11 protein-coding genes are annotated in these 16,257 nt (G+C 49.9%); 7 read left to right on the top strand and 4 right to left on the bottom strand.

Features of this window, described 5'->3' with window-relative positions:
* Positions 1–38 precede the first annotated feature (38 nt).
* From B153_RS0122540 to ileS, 3 genes are all read right to left on the bottom strand, one after another.
* The gene (locus B153_RS0122540) at positions 39–2,363 is read right to left on the bottom strand and encodes a metallophosphoesterase (RefSeq protein ID WP_040761873.1); all 2,325 of its coding nucleotides are present in this window, start codon (positions 2,361–2,363) and stop codon (positions 39–41) included.
* Positions 2,364–2,452: 89 nt separating this feature from the next.
* On the bottom strand, positions 2,453–2,854 hold the full coding sequence (locus B153_RS0122535) for a hypothetical protein (protein WP_245564927.1): 402 nt from the start codon (positions 2,852–2,854) through the stop codon (positions 2,453–2,455).
* A 296-nt stretch (positions 2,855–3,150) separates the two neighbouring features.
* Positions 3,151–6,600, bottom strand: coding sequence for an isoleucine--tRNA ligase (ileS, locus tag B153_RS0122530; RefSeq protein WP_020599013.1), 3,450 nt, complete (start codon positions 6,598–6,600; stop codon positions 3,151–3,153).
* A 178-nt stretch (positions 6,601–6,778) separates the two neighbouring features.
* Here ileS and B153_RS0122525 point away from each other — a divergent pair, with 178 nt between their 5' ends.
* The 3 genes from B153_RS0122525 (at position 6,779) to B153_RS0122515 (ending at position 8,798) form a co-directional block, all read left to right on the top strand.
* On the top strand, positions 6,779–7,012 hold the full coding sequence (locus tag B153_RS0122525; RefSeq protein WP_020599012.1) for a hypothetical protein: 234 nt from the start codon (positions 6,779–6,781) through the stop codon (positions 7,010–7,012).
* 103 nt (positions 7,013–7,115) lie between these two features.
* Positions 7,116–7,577: a putative toxin-antitoxin system toxin component, PIN family gene (locus B153_RS0122520; RefSeq protein ID WP_020599011.1), complete on the top strand. Its 462-nt coding sequence runs from the start codon at positions 7,116–7,118 to the stop codon at positions 7,575–7,577.
* Between the two features lie 114 nt (positions 7,578–7,691).
* Positions 7,692–8,798, top strand: a complete 1,107-nt coding sequence (locus tag B153_RS0122515; RefSeq protein WP_020599010.1) for a DUF2911 domain-containing protein — start codon at positions 7,692–7,694, stop codon at positions 8,796–8,798.
* Positions 8,799–8,870: 72 nt separating this feature from the next.
* Here B153_RS0122515 and B153_RS0122510 read toward each other — a convergent pair whose 3' ends face one another.
* Entirely contained in the window at positions 8,871–10,232 is a 1,362-nt protein-coding gene (locus tag B153_RS0122510) for an OmpA family protein (RefSeq protein WP_020599009.1), read from the bottom strand.
* 211 nt (positions 10,233–10,443) lie between these two features.
* Here B153_RS0122510 and B153_RS0122505 point away from each other — a divergent pair, with 211 nt between their 5' ends.
* The 4 genes from B153_RS0122505 to B153_RS0122490 all read left to right on the top strand — a co-directional run bounded on the left by B153_RS0122505 (position 10,444) and on the right by B153_RS0122490 (position 16,248).
* Positions 10,444–11,862, top strand: a complete 1,419-nt coding sequence (locus B153_RS0122505) for a Gfo/Idh/MocA family protein (RefSeq protein WP_026262368.1) — start codon at positions 10,444–10,446, stop codon at positions 11,860–11,862.
* 279 nt (positions 11,863–12,141) lie between these two features.
* Entirely contained in the window at positions 12,142–13,521 is a 1,380-nt protein-coding gene (locus tag B153_RS0122500; protein ID WP_020599007.1) for a putative oxidoreductase C-terminal domain-containing protein, read from the top strand.
* A gap of 89 nt (positions 13,522–13,610) precedes the next feature.
* Positions 13,611–14,771, top strand: a complete 1,161-nt coding sequence (locus tag B153_RS0122495; protein WP_026262367.1) for a Gfo/Idh/MocA family protein — start codon at positions 13,611–13,613, stop codon at positions 14,769–14,771.
* Between the two features lie 106 nt (positions 14,772–14,877).
* Positions 14,878–16,248: a sigma-54-dependent transcriptional regulator gene (locus tag B153_RS0122490; RefSeq protein WP_020599005.1), complete on the top strand. Its 1,371-nt coding sequence runs from the start codon at positions 14,878–14,880 to the stop codon at positions 16,246–16,248.
* The last annotated feature ends 9 nt before the right edge of the window (positions 16,249–16,257 follow it).

Below are 16,257 nucleotides of genomic sequence, written 5' to 3'. Positions count from 1 at the left end.
ATGCCTGACCACCCTTGACCATAGTTGTTGACCACCAGTTATTGCCTCACCACCTTTCGGATTAGCGTGCCTTCGCCAACCTGAATTTTTAGTAAGTAAGTTCCTTGTGCATGCGGCATGGCAATAGATTCTGACAGGGAACTGGTTGGGGCAAATTGCTTGTGTACCACCGCGCGCCCGCTCGCATCGGTAAGGGTCATGCTAATCTCTTTTTTCTGGCCCATCGTCAGTTCAATATGGATGACATCATGGGCCGGGTTGGGGTAAACTTTCAATTGGCGATCCGACAGGGTTTCTTCGGCCAGCGGCAGGAGTACCGTTACCGACGCCTGTCCTGAACTGGTGCCTTTGCCGCAGCTATTCTCAACACTGGCAATCGAATAAACACCCGACTGCGTTGGCTGAATGGTTAGGGTAATCGGATTTACATTACCCGAAAAAGCGGTCCCATCGGATAGGGTTCCCTTCCAGGGGGCATCGCCGGTAAGGTTGATTGTCAGGGCAACCGATTCGCCTTTCAAAATAGTCGTCGACCCGGCAATCGTAGCCGTGGGCAAAGGTTTGACGGTGAAGGCATTGCTTGGGCTGAGTTGGGCATACGGAATACCGCGAGGGCGCACCTGCACCCGATACCCTGTTCCGGGCGTTAGGTTGGCAGGCAAAGTAGCCTGTAAACTAGTTAATGGGCCTGAGCCAACCACCTGATTCGTGCCAAAATTGCCAGAAGCATCCGACAGAAGTACATCATACTGCCAACCAGCAGCTTTGGTAGTATTTTCGGGAGTGGCCGTTACGGTAAATGCACTACCAACACAAACACTGGTGGCTACCGACGCCTGGGTTGTAATTTTAGGTGGAGGCAATACGTTCACGGTAAACTGATCGGTCAGGCATTTCTGGCTATCGTTGACCGTAATGGGAAACGTTCCGGCTTTGTCAGCTATGTAGGTAATGCTTCGGCTATTTTGTCCCCCCGGCCAGCGGTAGTCCCCAGTCCAGGAAGCCGACAATTGAAGTGTATCCCCGTATTCAGCAGCTAGGGAAGAGGTTGTTCCCGTACTTTTCAGCAGTGTAAATCGGTCGCCGATTGATCCGTCTGACAATAAAAACTGAGCATCCAGACGATCGCCGTTTACGTCCAGAATCATTGAACCCCCTTTCGATACATTGTTATATACCGTGGCTGGATGCGGAAACCCATCAGTTTGGCCACCCAACTGCCCACCGGAGCCGTTAACGACATAAATTGTTCCCTGACCTTTCGACAAAATAGGGCAGGAGTTGGGCGAACCATCGTAGCGGCCCGTGTTATTGTCTGCGAGGTTTTTCGTTTTATCGAAGGTATTGGCCAGCCCTCGTAAACCCTTTAAGCGATAGGTTCGTTCGTAGCCATGGCTATGGCCATTCAATACCAGATCAACGCCGAACCGTTCCAGAATGGGGGTGAGGTTTTCGCGAATGAGCCGCATCGACTCTTCGGTATCGGAGTTGTGACCACCTTTGCTATAGGGTGGATGGTGAAAAATAACGATGGTCCAAGGAAGTTTATTAGCCGCCAGATCGCGTTTGAGCCATTGAACCTGTGCGGATGTGGTATCATACAGACGATACTGCCCTTCTTGCCTGCCTTGTGAGTCGAGCGAAATCAGATGCACATTGCCATAATCGGCGGCATAGTAGGATTTTGAACCAGAGGGCACACCGCCAGCTTCGCCCTGTTGGGGAAACGAAAACAGATTATAATAGGCAATGTTAAAATTGGTTTCACTATCGGCATAATCGTGATTGCCGGGCGTAATAAAAATAGGTGTATTACGGAGCGTAGGCGCGTAAACCGGGAAAACCAATCGCTGGTAATCGTCTTCCAGTCCGTACGAATACGCATTATCGCCAAGCCAGAGCCATAAATCGGCTGGCCGGTTGGCTGTAGCTTGGCGATAGGCCTGATAAACAGTCTGTTGGTTGTCGCTACCGCTCCCAAAATCGCCCAGAACCCACATACGAAAGGGGCGTGTATCGCCCGCTGGCAGTGCTGTTTTGAACGAATAATCGGGGCCGGCCGCCAGTTGCGTATCGCCATACCCTATGGCATAAGCATACCGAGTAGCGGGTTTCAACCCGGTAAGGGTCAAAATATGTTCCTGAGTAGGTTGGGATTCCTGCACACTCCCGGTGAGCTGGTTAGGCGATTGGCCAAACCAGACCCGCCCTATAGTAGGGGATTCGGTACGCCAGCGAACGACTACCGACGTGGGCGTAACAACCTGTAAGTAGGGGCCGCGTATCAGTGTGGGCGTTTGGGCAGAAACCTGCTGCCAGATGCAGAGGATAAAGGCGAGTGGTATACGTCGTAAAAGCTTCATTGGGCGACGGGGATGTCGCCGTAAAGGTACACCTACCGGGCGAAATTTATGCCCAATAGGTGTAAATTCGTTCATGTCAATTCATTGACTTAACGGCCTTTATGCAATGCCTGATGCATTTTCAGCAGATTCCGTACGGGCCAGTCGCTTTGGTTATAAGCTTCCAGTTGAGCGAGTTTCATGACCAACTGTCGTTCTATGCGCCGTCGTTCGTCGTTCGGCAGTTGTTTTAGGTTGGTAGGTAGCTGATGGAGCGCCTGATTTAGTTGGAGGCAGGCTGTAGCGGGCAACGTAAAGTGGGCTGCCAATCGCTCGACATCGGATAGTTTCCACAGATCAGGTTTGCTGCGCCGATTTCGGATGGCATTGCCGCTTAGCCCTACTGCAATTCCTAATTGCTCATCATTGAGCGAACACTCGCGTAACCGCCACATGACGGCCTGGTAATTGTTAACAAAGGAGTGTAGAGTTGAGCGTAGATAATCAATCAAAGTTGTAAAATGGTTAAGTGAACGCAGATATTCATTGCGGGCGAAAACTATGTATCTGATGGGCTAGGGGGCTTTGTGCCGAAGGTCAGTTTGTACACGTGCAGTCAATAGATTGAGCTGCCTATCCATTATGGGCACACGGGTTTATATACAACATTCGTGCCGTTGTGTATTTTTTGGAAAGGGGATAAAAATCAATAATCGGGGGTAGCGTATATAAAAAAAGTCACCCCTCCGTAGAAAGGTGACTGTAGAATGGGGCGAATGACCCGTTATGGATAGCCGAGACGGTAGGGCTATACGCGTTCGACGGTGAGCCGAAGCTGGAATTCATCCATTTCAATCTCCGTGGCCAGCGATTCGGCTCCCTGACCGTTTAGGTCGCCTACCACATCGAGAGCAACAGCCTGGACTTCCTGACTGATGTAGTCACGATTGGTTTCAATAGCCTGAGCCAGTACTTCGTTGTTCCGCTCCAGGGCAATCCGAATCTTATCGGTTACCGAGAAATCGCGATCTTTCCGCAGGTTCTGGATACGATTGACAAAATCGCGGGCAATGCCTTCGCCCCGTAACTCATCCGTGACCGTAACATCGAGAGCAACGGTCAGGCCGCCTTCACTGGCAACCAGCCAGCCAGGAATATCCTCCGTCTGGATGTCAACATCCGAAAGTTGCAGATTGAAGGGGCCAAGTTGTAGCGTGTTCGTTTGCTCCAGAGTTTTCAGTTCGTCGTCGGTCATGGCCGTGATCGCAGCCGCCACCTCTTTCATCTGCTTACCAAACTTGGGGCCCAGTGCCTTGAAATTGGGTTTTACCCGCTTTTTCAAAATGCCGCTGGCATCGTCGACAAACTCAACCGCCTTTACGTTCACTTCCGACATGATGATGGGAGCGACATGCTCGATCTGTCGGCGGGTGTCCGTACTCAATACTGGAATCAGTACCCGGCTCAATGGCTGACGAACTTTCAGTTTATGCCCTTTTCGTAACGAGTGAACCAATGAGGATACACCCTGTGCCGCTTCCATCGACTGCTCCAGTTCAGAATTGATCAGGGTTTTGTCGGCCACCGGGAAATCGGTCAGGTGAACAGAGGTTTGTCCTTCGTTCAGGTTCCGATACAGCCAGTCGGCATAGAACGGGGCAATAGGAGCCATTAGCTGGGCGACCACGCTCAGGCATTCATGCAATGTTTCGTAGGCAGCTCGTTTGTCAGCGGTCATTTCTCCGTCGGACGTGACCCCAGACCAGAAACGCCGACGCGATAGCCGAACGTACCAGTTCGAAAGTTGGTCATTGACGAAATCCTGTACGGCTCGCCCGGCTTTGGTTGGGTTATAGCCATCGAACTGCTGGGCCACTTCCAGAATGAGCGACTGTAGCTTCGATAGAATCCAGCGGTCAAGCTCAGGACGATCAGCTACAGGAACCGTACGGCCCGTAAAGGTGAAGTGATCCAGATTGGCATAGAGTGCAAAGAAATTATAGGTATTCGAGAGCGTACCAAACAGCTTGCGCTGTACCTCGCCGATACCATCAACATTGAACTTCAAGTTGTCCCAGGGCTCAGCGTTGGTAATCATGTACCAGCGCGTGGCATCAGCGCCATACTGGGCCAACGTTTTGAACGGGTCGATCGCATTGCCCAGACGTTTCGACATTTTGTTGCCGTTTTTGTCGAGCACCAACCCGGTCGAAACCACGTTTTTGAACGCGATCGAATCGAAAAGCATACCCGCAATAGCGTGTAGGGTAAAGAACCAGCCGCGCGTCTGGTCAACACCTTCCGAGATAAAGTTGGCCGGGAAGGCTTTTTCGAACACGTCTTTGTTCTCGAACGGATAGTGCCACTGTGCATACGGCATCGCACCTGAATCGAACCAAACGTCGATCAGGTCTGGCTCGCGCTGCATGACTTTCCCCGATTCCGAAACAAAATAAACTTCATCTACATACGGACGGTGGAGGTCAAATGTAGACTGGTTGAATGATTGAATGAATGAATGGTTAGCGTCGAGATAGGACTGGTATTCAGTTTGACCTTCCTGAACCCACTGGCTCATTTGCTCATTCGCTTTTTCAATCTTCGACACGAGTTCGGCAACCGAGCCAATGCAAACTTCTTCGCCCGTTTCCGACCGCCAGATGGGTAGCGGAGTACCCCAGAAACGGCTGCGGCTCAGATTCCAGTCCACCAAGTTTTCGAGCCAGTTACCAAAACGACCCGTACCCGTGCTTTCAGGTTGCCAGTTGATGGTTTTGTTTAACTCTACCAGCCGATCTTTCTTCGCCGTTGTGCGGATAAACCAGCTATCGAGCGGATAGTACAGAATCGGTTTGTCGGTACGCCAGCAGTGTGGATACGGGTGTTCGTATTTTTCAACTCGAAACGCCTTGTTTTCCTCTTTCAGCTTAATGGCGATCAGCACATCCGTTGGCCGGAATTCCGGGTCGGCGCGTTCTTCGTCCGAATAGTATTCCTCTTTTACATACCGACCGGCAAAATCCGTGATTTCATTCACGAACTGGCCATGCTTATCGACAATCGGGACTTCTTTGCCGTTTTCATCCTTCACCATGATGGGTGGAATACCAGCCGCCTGGGCTACCCGAAAGTCGTCGGCACCAAAGGTAGGCGACGTATGAACAACCCCGGTACCATCTTCAGTCGTCACAAAATCGCCCAGGATAACCCGAAATGCGGGCTTATCTGGTTGAACATACGGCAACAGTTGCTCATACTCGATCCCTTCCAGATGTTCGCCTTTAAATTCCGACAGAATTGCCCAGGGAATTACCTTATCGTTTGGCAAGTACGCATCGAATGCCGGGCTGTTGGGCGACTCCTGGTGACCTTTTTCGTTGAACCATCGACTGACCAGCGCTTTAGCCAGTACAACATTGATCGGGCTGAAGGTATACGGATTGAACGTCTTGACGAGTACATAATCAATGTCTTTTCCGACGGTCAGGGCCGAGTTGGCCGGTAAGGTCCAGGGCGTAGTGGTCCAGGCCAGAATGTAGACATCGGCATCAGAAGAGTCGAAAAACAAAAAGCCCGATTTGCCAGTCACCTTGACCTTAAACTGAGCGACGATGGTGGTATCGCGCACATCTTTGTACGTACCGGGCATATTCAGCTCGTGGGAGCTGAGACCCGTTCCGGCTTTGGGCGAATAGGGCTGAATGGTATACCCTTTATAGAGCAGGTCTTTGTCGTACAACTGCTTCAGTAACCACCAGATCGACTCAATGTATTCGTTTTTGTAGGTGATGTACGGATTGTCGAGATCGACCCAGTAGCCCATTTTCTGGGTCAGGTCGTTCCACTGATCCGTAAACCGCATCACGGTTTCGCGGCATTTGCGGTTATAGTCTTCAACACTGATGCCCCCTTCCGATTCGGGTTTGCCGATATGGTCTTTCGTAATGCCCAGTTCTTTTTCGACCTGAAGCTCGATGGGTAGGCCGTGTGTATCCCAGCCCCCTTTTCGCTCCACCTGAAAACCCTGTTGCGTTTTATAGCGGCAGAAAATATCCTTAATGGTTCGGGCCATTACGTGGTGAATACCGGGAGTTCCATTGGCCGATGGTGGGCCTTCATAGAACGTAAACGTTGGGCGGCCTTCACGCAGGGAAACCGACTGTTCAAATACCTGATTCTGATTCCAGTAAGTTAACACCTCGGCTGCTAGCTTGGCATAGTCGAGGGATTCGTATTGTTGGTACTTCACGCCTGGCATAATCGAAAACACGGACACCTTCGTGGTGAGCGTGCGGTTGAAAAATGAGTGCAAAGATACGGAAATTTGCCGCACCGGACTGACTGGAAAGCGGTTCGTATTTCTTCATACCTTTGTGTAGGATGAACAATGTGTTGCCGCAGGAACGTTCATAAGAAAAAGTTACCTGATAATTGACATGGAAAATAAGTTGCAAACTCCCCTTACCGAACCTCAGCTTGAGTTGCTGAAGATGTTTTCGCATAAGGTAGACGATGCCGATTGGTTAGCTATTAAGCGTATGATTGTTCAGTATTTTGCCCAGAAAGCGATTGAAGGGGCTGATAAAGTTTGGGCCGAGCAGAGCTGGAATGACGAAAAAATAGACGAATTATTAAATACCCACAAGCGGACTCCTTATCTGGGAGCCTAAACATAAGCTACCTTGACAGATGCTGGATTTTCGGCTAAGTTTGCTTTATAAACACCGAAATGTCAAAGGGGCTGACATATACGGGTAAACCTCCCTGTCATTCATGGCCTCTCTGGCTAATTTTCCTCCTGATAGTGCCCCTCTTAAAGTTGTCATTGACACAAACGTCCTTCTCGTTTCGATTTCAAGTCGTTCCCGTTATCACTCTATTTACCGTTCGTTTATCGACGGATTGTATACGCTTTGTGTAACGACCGATATACTGAGTGAATACGAAGAAATTCTGGCCTCTCCCAAGCATCTTGGTCCAGAATGGACGCAGTATGTATTAGAAACGATTGACAATGCTCCCAATATGGAGTTTGCTACACGGTATTATCGTTGGGAACTCATCAAGTCGGACCCTGACGACAATAAGTTTGTTGATTGTGCGCTGGCTTGCAATGCGGACTACATTGTGACGAATGATGGTCACTTTGATACACTTAAAGAAATTCCTTTCCCGAAAGTTACAGTCATCTCTGCCGACGAGTTTTTACAACTACTTTCTACTTTGACCGTATAACCGCCCGAAATGGCTTCGACCGCTTATACAGTTCACCTTGCCCCGGCCGTTCGTAATCTCTTATTTTGGTAATCCGTCAATTAGTGAGTATTACTCAAAACAGGACAGCTAACCATGAAGAAAATTACGGTATTGCTCAGTGCTTTCTGCTTAAGTTCATTATCTGTTTTTGCACAACTTACCTTCCCGGCCGATGGGGGAAACAAAAAAGCATCGGTTTCGGAGCGTATTGGTATCACCGATGTTACGATTCATTATGATCGGCCTGCCCTAAAAGGCCGGGAGGGGAAAGTATGGGGGCAACTGGTCCACTATGGGTTTAAGGACTTAGGCTTTGGTACCAGTAAAGAATCGCCCTGGCGAGCGGGGGCCAACGAGAACACGACCATTACGTTCAGCACCGATGTAGCTATTGAGGGGAAACCCTTAACGGCTGGTACTTACGGGTTGCTCATGGCTGTGCAGGAGAATGATGTAACAGTCATTTTCTCCAAAAACAGCACATCCTGGGGCAGTTATTTTTACGATCCCAAAGAGGATGCGCTCCGCGTGACGGTTAAACCGCTGAAAGACCAGCCATCGGTAGAGCGGTTGAAATATGAATTCACGAACGAAACCGATAGCTCGGCGGTGGTCATGCTGGAATGGGAAAAATGGGCGATTCCATTTACCGTATCTGTCAATCTGGTGCAGACGCAGCTAGCTTCGTTACGGAACGAGCTACGGGGCGAAAAAGGATTCCGGTGGGATGCCTACCAGCAGGCGGCTGCTTATGTGGCCGACCATAAAACGAATCTGGAGGAGGGCCTGCGCTGGGCCGATTATGCAATCAATGGGCAGTTTGTAGGCGAAAAGAACTTCAATACGTTCAGCACAAAAGCGCGGTTATTGACGCTATTGAACCGTGGTACCGAGGCCGATGCGCTGATGAAAGAGGCTCTGCCCTTGGCAACTTTGCAGCAGGCGTATCAATACGGGCGGCAACTGATCAATCAGAAAAGAACAAAAGAAGCACTGGCCCTTTTTCAGGATCTGGCCAAAAAATACCCGAATGTGTTTATGAGCCATATGGGCCTGATGCGGGCCTACTCGGCAATGGGTGATTACAAGACCGCCACCGATTGGGGACAAAAAGCCTTAGCCCAGGCTCCTGATGCCAATAACAAAGCCAATGTCGAACGTCTACTAGGCTTGCTCGGGCAAGGGAAAGATGTGAACTAGGTGGCATAGGGCATGGGGGTAAGGGTATAAGATAGTTCGACCCTATGCCCCTACCCCCATGCCCTATGCCATTTAAATCGACAAAATCACAAACTCGACCCGGCGGTTTACTTTACGTTCTTCGTCGGTGCCTTTGGTTAGAATAGGTCGTGTGTCGCCATAGCCGATGGTCTGGATGCGAACGATGTCGATGCCTTTCTGGGCCAGATACCGTTGGCAGGCGACGACCCGATCGCGGGAGAGTTGCAGGTTTTTATCGTGATCGCCAATGATATCGGTATGGCCTTCGAGCCGGATGGTCATGTTGGGGTTATCTTCCATCATGGTCACCAGCTTGTCCAGTTCGGCATAGGAAGCCGGTAATAAATCAGACTTCGACATTTCGAAATAGACGTTTTTCAGCGTCACCTTGTCGCCTACAGACAGGGGTGTTAGGACGATATCGCGGGTAACACTTTTTCCACCCGCCACCTTGCTTAAGTCTAGTACACCATTGGTCGATTGGTAGCCACGTGCCGATACAATGTAGGTGTAGACCTGCCCTTTCTGTAACATCATTTTATACCCACCCGTCGAAGCAAAACTCTGCACCGAATCGATAGCCTGCTTGCTGGACGAGAGCTGGTAGTCGATGGTAGCCGTAACGGGCCGTTTGTTTTTCGCGTCGCTAACTTTGCCTGTAACCGTCACAATAGTCACTTCGGGTGCTGGAGCAGGGGTCGGTTTAGGTTTAGGGGTTTCCATCTCGCCACCCGAGTTACCCGTTGGGGCTGGGGGAACATTCGTATTCTTTTTAGGCAGATTGGGTACAGGCTTGGGGGTAGGCGTCGTTGGTGGGTTGTATACCACCGGGTCGGCCGGGTTATTCACATACAGGTTATAAATGTTCCAGCATATGTAGTTGTCTGAGTGGCATTCGAATAGATCGAAATTTTCAAGCCCTTTATCTAGCCGCTGAAAATATACGGTGAAATTGACCTGTTCACCAGAATAAGTGTTTCTTCCTACAAATACCCTTTTGCCAGTATTCGGATTTACCCGTTCCTGTTTTACTGGAATTCCTTCAACACGTACAAATGGAAACGTTCGGGCACCATTGGCAGCTACTAAATAGCTGGTCGGATCGAAACCAATCGTTCCAGTGGCCATAGGTTGTCCGTTTTGATCGTATTTCGGTGGATTATTCTCAGTATATGTACAATTCAAAATTGTGTAATCTGGTGTTAGACGAATGCTGTTGACCGTTACGCCGGGGTCGGCAGCGCGCCCACTGCCGGGCTGATTGCCAGGGTTTGGGTAAGGGTCGTTCGGATATTGCTGACCACCAGATGGATATTGACTACCGCCCGAGGGGTAACCCGATGGATATGAACCGATCATGCAGGAAGACATGAGTCCGGCCAGTAAGAGGAAGAGGATATAGCGTTGCCGCATAGTGAGTAAGTGGTTACTGTTCAGAGTAGAGTGAATGGTAAAATGAGTACTGTAAACGTAAGTAATTACTGAATAAGACGGGTAGGGCAAATGTTAGTTACAGTCTGGATACCATAATCTTTCGAAATGAACTACAGAAACCCGGCACAATAGTAAAAATCGCCGGGTCAGACCTTAGGTATACTACAAATCGTCTCTGAATCTTACGATCATGGCATCCGATACTCAAACAACTATTTCGCGGAGGAGCTTCCTGGATATGGCCGCCAAAGGCACGCTGGCATCATCGGCAATCATTAGTGGCTTCCCAACGATTGTACCCGCTTCCGTTTTTGGTAAAAATGCGCCCAGCAACCGAATCAATATTGGTGCTATTGGCACAGGACGCATCTCGCGTGGGCATGATATGCCGGGCGTGTGGCAGTACGATAATGCGCTGATTATGGCGGTTTGTGACCTGGATAGCAACCGCGCCGAAGACGCTAAAAAACTCGTAAACGGGGTATATGCGAAAAAAACGGGTAAGGATAATTATGACGGCGTTCGGGTATATACCGATTATCGCGAACTATTATTAAATAAAGACATCGATGCTGTTCTGGTCAGCACGCCCGATCACTGGCACGCTCCCATTGTGGTGGACGCCGTACGAGCGAAGAAAGACGTATATATGCAGAAACCGGCTTCGCTCACCATTGCCGAAGGACGAATGATGGCCGATGCGGTGAAACAGTCCAAACAGATTGTGCAGGTCGGGAGCCAGCAGCGGTCGTCGGAACAGTTTCGGTACGCGGCCGAATTGGTACGTAATGGTCGGATTGGTGATCTGAAAACGGTCTATGTTGGTTTGCCGGGCGATCCATCGGGCGATGAAGAACCACAAATGCCAATACCTAAAAACCTGAATTACGATATGTGGCTGGGGACTACACCCGAAGTGTACTACACCGAAAAACGGGTCCATCCACAGGTGGGTTATGATCGACCGGGCTGGTTACGTTGCGAACAGTTCGGAGCCGGTATGATTACGGGCTGGGGGGCGCACCACATCGACTCGGCGCACTGGGCCATGAATACCGAATACACAGGCCCGGTCGAAATCTGGGGCAAAGCCGATTTTCCGAAAAGTGGCTTGTGGGATGTCCACGGGATTTTCCGTACCGAAGCCATGTATGAAAATGGCGTACACATGATCGTGACGAACGAGATTGCCAACGGAATTCGCTTTGAAGGGACAAAGGGCTGGATTTTCGTGTCGCGCGGTGATGCTAACGTGACTTCCAGCGACCCGATTGCCAAACAGAATGCCGCTAAGAAGCTTGATGCCAGCGATCCTAAACTGCTTACGTCTGTCATTGGTCCCAACGAAGTACATTTGCCCGTGAGTAAAGAGCATCATGGCAACTGGCTGGAAAGCATCGTAAGCCGGAAAGAGCCCATCGCTCCAGTCGAAGTGGGGCATCGATCATGCTCCGCCTGCCTGCTGCACCACGCGGCCATGAAACTGAATCGTAAGCTTTACTGGGATCCTAAGAAAGAACAATTTAAAAACGACCCTGAAGCCAACAAACTCCTGTCGCGTCCACAACGTGCCCCATACGCGATTAAAGCATTAGCTTCGGTGAAATAAAGTAGTCATGGAAAAATAGTTTAGGATATGCTGCGAGAGCGTTTTTGTCATCCCGACGCAGGAGGGAACTTCGGAAATGAGATAAAAAGTGATTTCCGAAGTTCCCTCCTGCGTCGGGATGACAAAAAACAATCTAATGTATTTTCAATGACCTACTTAATGTTTCTAGTTTTTGTAGTTGAGGCTGGTTGATAGAAAAATGTACGTAGCATAAGCCTGTCTCAACGACAAAAACTTGAAACTTGTAAACTAGTACTCTCAAAATCAATTATTTCGAAAATGAAACTGCTGCCCACCGTTGGCATTATGTGTATGGCTGCGATGATTACCGCCTGCCAGTCGTCAGAGAAAAGTGAAAAAGCCAGTGGCAAAATCCAGTTGATTACGCTCGATCCCGGTCATTTTCACGCGGCTCTCGTCCAGAAAAACAGCCTCGAAGGGGTCGATTCGGTGGTGCATGTGTATGCCCCCGATGGCCCGGACCTGCAACTCCATCTGGATCGAATCAATGGGTATAATACCCGCCCCGAAAACCCTACCCACTGGAAAGAAGAGGTTTACAAAGGCGCTGATTTTCTGGAAAAAATGATTGCCGAAAAGAAAGGCAACGTAGTGGTCATGGCGGGTAATAATCGACTCAAAACCGATTACATCCAGAAGACCATCGATGCGGGGTTCAACGTGCTGGCCGACAAGCCGATGGTGATTGAGGCTTCAAAATTTGATGCGTTAAAAAATGCCTTTGCCTCGGCCGAAAAAAACAAGGTTCTGCTATACGACATCATGACCGAGCGGTACGAAATTACGACCATACTTCAGCGGGCTTTTTCGCAGCAGGCCGACGTATTTGGAACCCTGGAAAAAGGAACCCCCGATAATCCGGCCGTAACGAAAGAGAGTGTTCACCACTTCTATAAAAATGTGTCGGGGAGTATTCTGACCCGACCAGCCTGGTTTATGGATGTGACGCAACAAGGCGAAGGCATCGTAGATGTGACCACGCACCTGGTCGATCTGGTTCAGTGGGAATGCTTTCCTGAGCAAACCATCGATTATCAGAAAGACATTAGCCTGACATCGGCCCGTCGGTGGACAACGGACATGCGCCTGAGCCAGTTCAAAGCCATTACCAAACAGGCGGCTTTTCCCGATTATCTTAAAAAAGATGTGGTGAATGATAGCCTTCTGAAGGTGTACAGCAATGGCGAAATCAATTACCAGTTGAAGGGAGTTCATGCGAAAGTGTCGGTTACCTGGGCCTACAAAGCCCCCGAAGGTGCAGGCGACACACACTACTCCATCATGCGCGGCACCAAAGCGAATCTGATTATCCGGCAGGGTGCCCCGCAGCAGTACAAACCGACGCTGTACATAGAGGCTGTTCCGGGTAGTAAAGATTTGGAAGCGTCGATCAAAACGGTATTGCCGAAAATTCAGCAGGAATATCCGGGGGTTGAGGTCAAGAAAATAGCCACCGGATGGGAAGTTATCATTCCTGAAAAATACAAGGAAGGACACGAAGCGCATTTTGGCCGGGTGGCTCAGAAATACCTCGATTACCTGAAAGCCGGTAGCCTGCCCGCCTGGGAAGTCCCCAACATGATTGCAAAATATTACACCACCACCCAGGCTCTGGAGCTGGCAAAGAAAACTAAATGACTGAATGATTGAGTTGTTGAATGATTGAATTGCTGACGCATCACTTTGTGATTCAATCATTCAACAACTCAATCATTCAACAATTCACTATGAACCCAAGAAGAAACTTTATCAAGGAGACCATCAGCACAGCGGCTGGGTTGGTCCTGGCTCCCGCCCTGTCGAACGAATTAATAGGGGCTCCTGCCTTTATTCCATCGACATCATTGGGGAGTAATTCGGTGCCAACGGGTGCCGCCCGGATTCGTTTTTCGGTGATCGGGATGAACCACAGTCATATTTATGGGCAGGTGGGGGCTGTTCAGCGGGGGGGTGGTGAACTCGTTTCGTTTTATGCCAAAGAACCCGAATTAGCGGCCGAATTCGCCAAACGGTTTCCGCAGGCAAAGCAAGCCAAAAGTGAGGCCGAAATTCTGGAAGATAAATCGATCCAACTAGTTTTGAGTTCGGCCATTGCCAACGAACGGGCTCCACTGGGTATTCGGGTTATGAAAGCCGGAAAGGATTTTATGTCCGATAAGCCCGGTATTACCACCCTTGAGCAACTGGCCGAAGTGCGTAAGGTTCAGAAAGAAACCAAGCGCATTTATTCGATCATGTACAGCGAACGGCTGGAGAATAAAGCAACCGTAAAAGCCGGAGAACTCGTGAAAGCAGGTGCCATTGGTAACGTGATTCAAACGGTTGGACTAGGCCCTCACCGCATGAACCCGGCAACGCGACCCGCCTGGTTTTTTGAGAAAAAACAGTTTGGGGGTATCATCTGCGACATTGCTTCGCACCAGTTCGATCAGTTCCTGTTTTTTACGGGCTCGACCAAAGCCGATATTGTAGCGTCTCAGGTCGGGAATCTCCATTTTCCACAGTACCCGAATTTTGAAGATTTTGGTGATGTAATGCTGCGTGGGGATGGTGGTATGGGCTACATCCGGGTCGATTGGTTTACCCCCGATGGCCTGAAAAGCTGGGGCGATGGCCGACTGACAATTCTGGGAACAGAGGGTTTTATGGAACTTCGGAAAAACATCGATCCCGGTGGGCGCGAGGGCGGAAATCACCTGTTCATAACGGATAAGAAAGAAACCCGCTACATCGATTGCAGCAAAGAGAACCTGCCCTACGGCGAACAACTGGTCAACGATGTGTTGAATCGCACCGAAACCGCCATGTCGCAGGAACACTGCTTCTTAGCTACGGAGCTTGCCCTTAAAGCACAGAAAAATGCGCAGGTAATTCATTTGAAAAAATAGTATTTGTTTACAGTTTGATGTTCGACTTTGCCGACTATTTAGATCAAGCCTCGAATATCAAACTGTAAACTGTTTCCCATCTTTGCAGGCGACTAAGCGCATAACTATGCCTGCTACTATTCTGCTGATCGACGATGAGTCGCGGCTGCGTCAATTGCTGGCGCGGATTCTGGAACTCGAAGGGTATACGGTGCTCGAGGCTGAAAATGCCCGGGCGGGCCTGAAAGTTCTTGAACGTGAGGAAGTTCAGCTTGTGATCAGCGATGTGAAGTTGCCCGACAAAAATGGTATCGAACTCTCGGCACAGATTAAACAGCTCTATCCAGCCACTGAAATCATTGTTCTGACCGCTTACGGTACGATTTCAGACGGCGTAACGGCGATCAAAAATGGTGCGTTCGACTACATCACCAAAGGCGACGATAACGACCGGATTATTCCGCTGGTCAGTCGGGCTATCGAAAAAGCAACCCTTCAGTTTCGAATACAACAGCTTGAAAAACAGGTTGGTCAGCGATACGGATTCGAGAGCATTATCGGTCATTCAAAAGCGATTCAGCAAGCCATTGACCTGGCTCGTAAAGTGGCTGTTACTGATACCACGGTATTGCTAACGGGCGAAACAGGTACGGGCAAAGAAGTGTTTGCACAAGCCATTCATCAGGCTAGCTTACGGAAGTCAGGGCCATTTGTCGCCATCAACTGTGGGGCGCTGGGGAAAGATATTCTGGAAAGCGAACTCTTCGGGCATCGGGCGGGGGCCTTTACGGGGGCCAGCCGCGATCAGAAAGGGCTGTTTGCCGAAGCAACCAAAGGAACCATTTTTCTGGATGAAATCGGCGAAATGCCGCTCGATTTGCAGGCGAAACTGCTCCGGGTTCTCGAAACGCATGAGTTCCTGCGTGTAGGCGATACTAAGCCGACCAAAACCGATGTGCGGGTCATAGCAGCTACCAACCGGGGGCTTGAACAGGAAGCGAATGCGGGCCATTTTCGACTGGATCTCTATTATCGTCTCTCCGTATTTCAGATTGAACTCCCACCCCTGCGCAACCGACGCGACGATATCCCCGACCTGGCCGAACAATTTGCCCGACAATATGCGGCCAAGCTCGGCAAGCGCGATATTCGACTGAGTGCAGCGTTTGTTCAAAAACTCCAGCAGCATTCGTGGAAAGGCAATATCCGCGAGTTGAAAAATGTCATCGAACGAGCCGTCATTCTGGCCGAATTCCCTCAGAATACATCGGCCGAACTTACACCTGATTTGCTTCCCTACGAAATGCAAACGGCTGGCCCTGCCTTAAGTCTGAACAACGAACTGGCACTGGATTTGGCAACGGTCGAACAACGGCACATCCGTCGGGTTTTACAGCATACCAACGGCAATAAGACCGAAGCCGCCCGGTTACTCGGCATTGGCCTGACCAGCCTTTACCGAAAATTGAGCGAAATGGATACTTTGCAGGGAGAGTAAAGTCTAAGG

The organism is Spirosoma panaciterrae DSM 21099 (assembly GCF_000374025.1).
In the GTDB taxonomy this organism is placed as follows: Bacteria; Bacteroidota; Bacteroidia; order Cytophagales; family Spirosomataceae; genus Spirosoma; species Spirosoma panaciterrae.
Note: the sequence above shows the minus strand (reverse complement) of the source record. Positions and strands in the feature narration are given on the sequence as shown.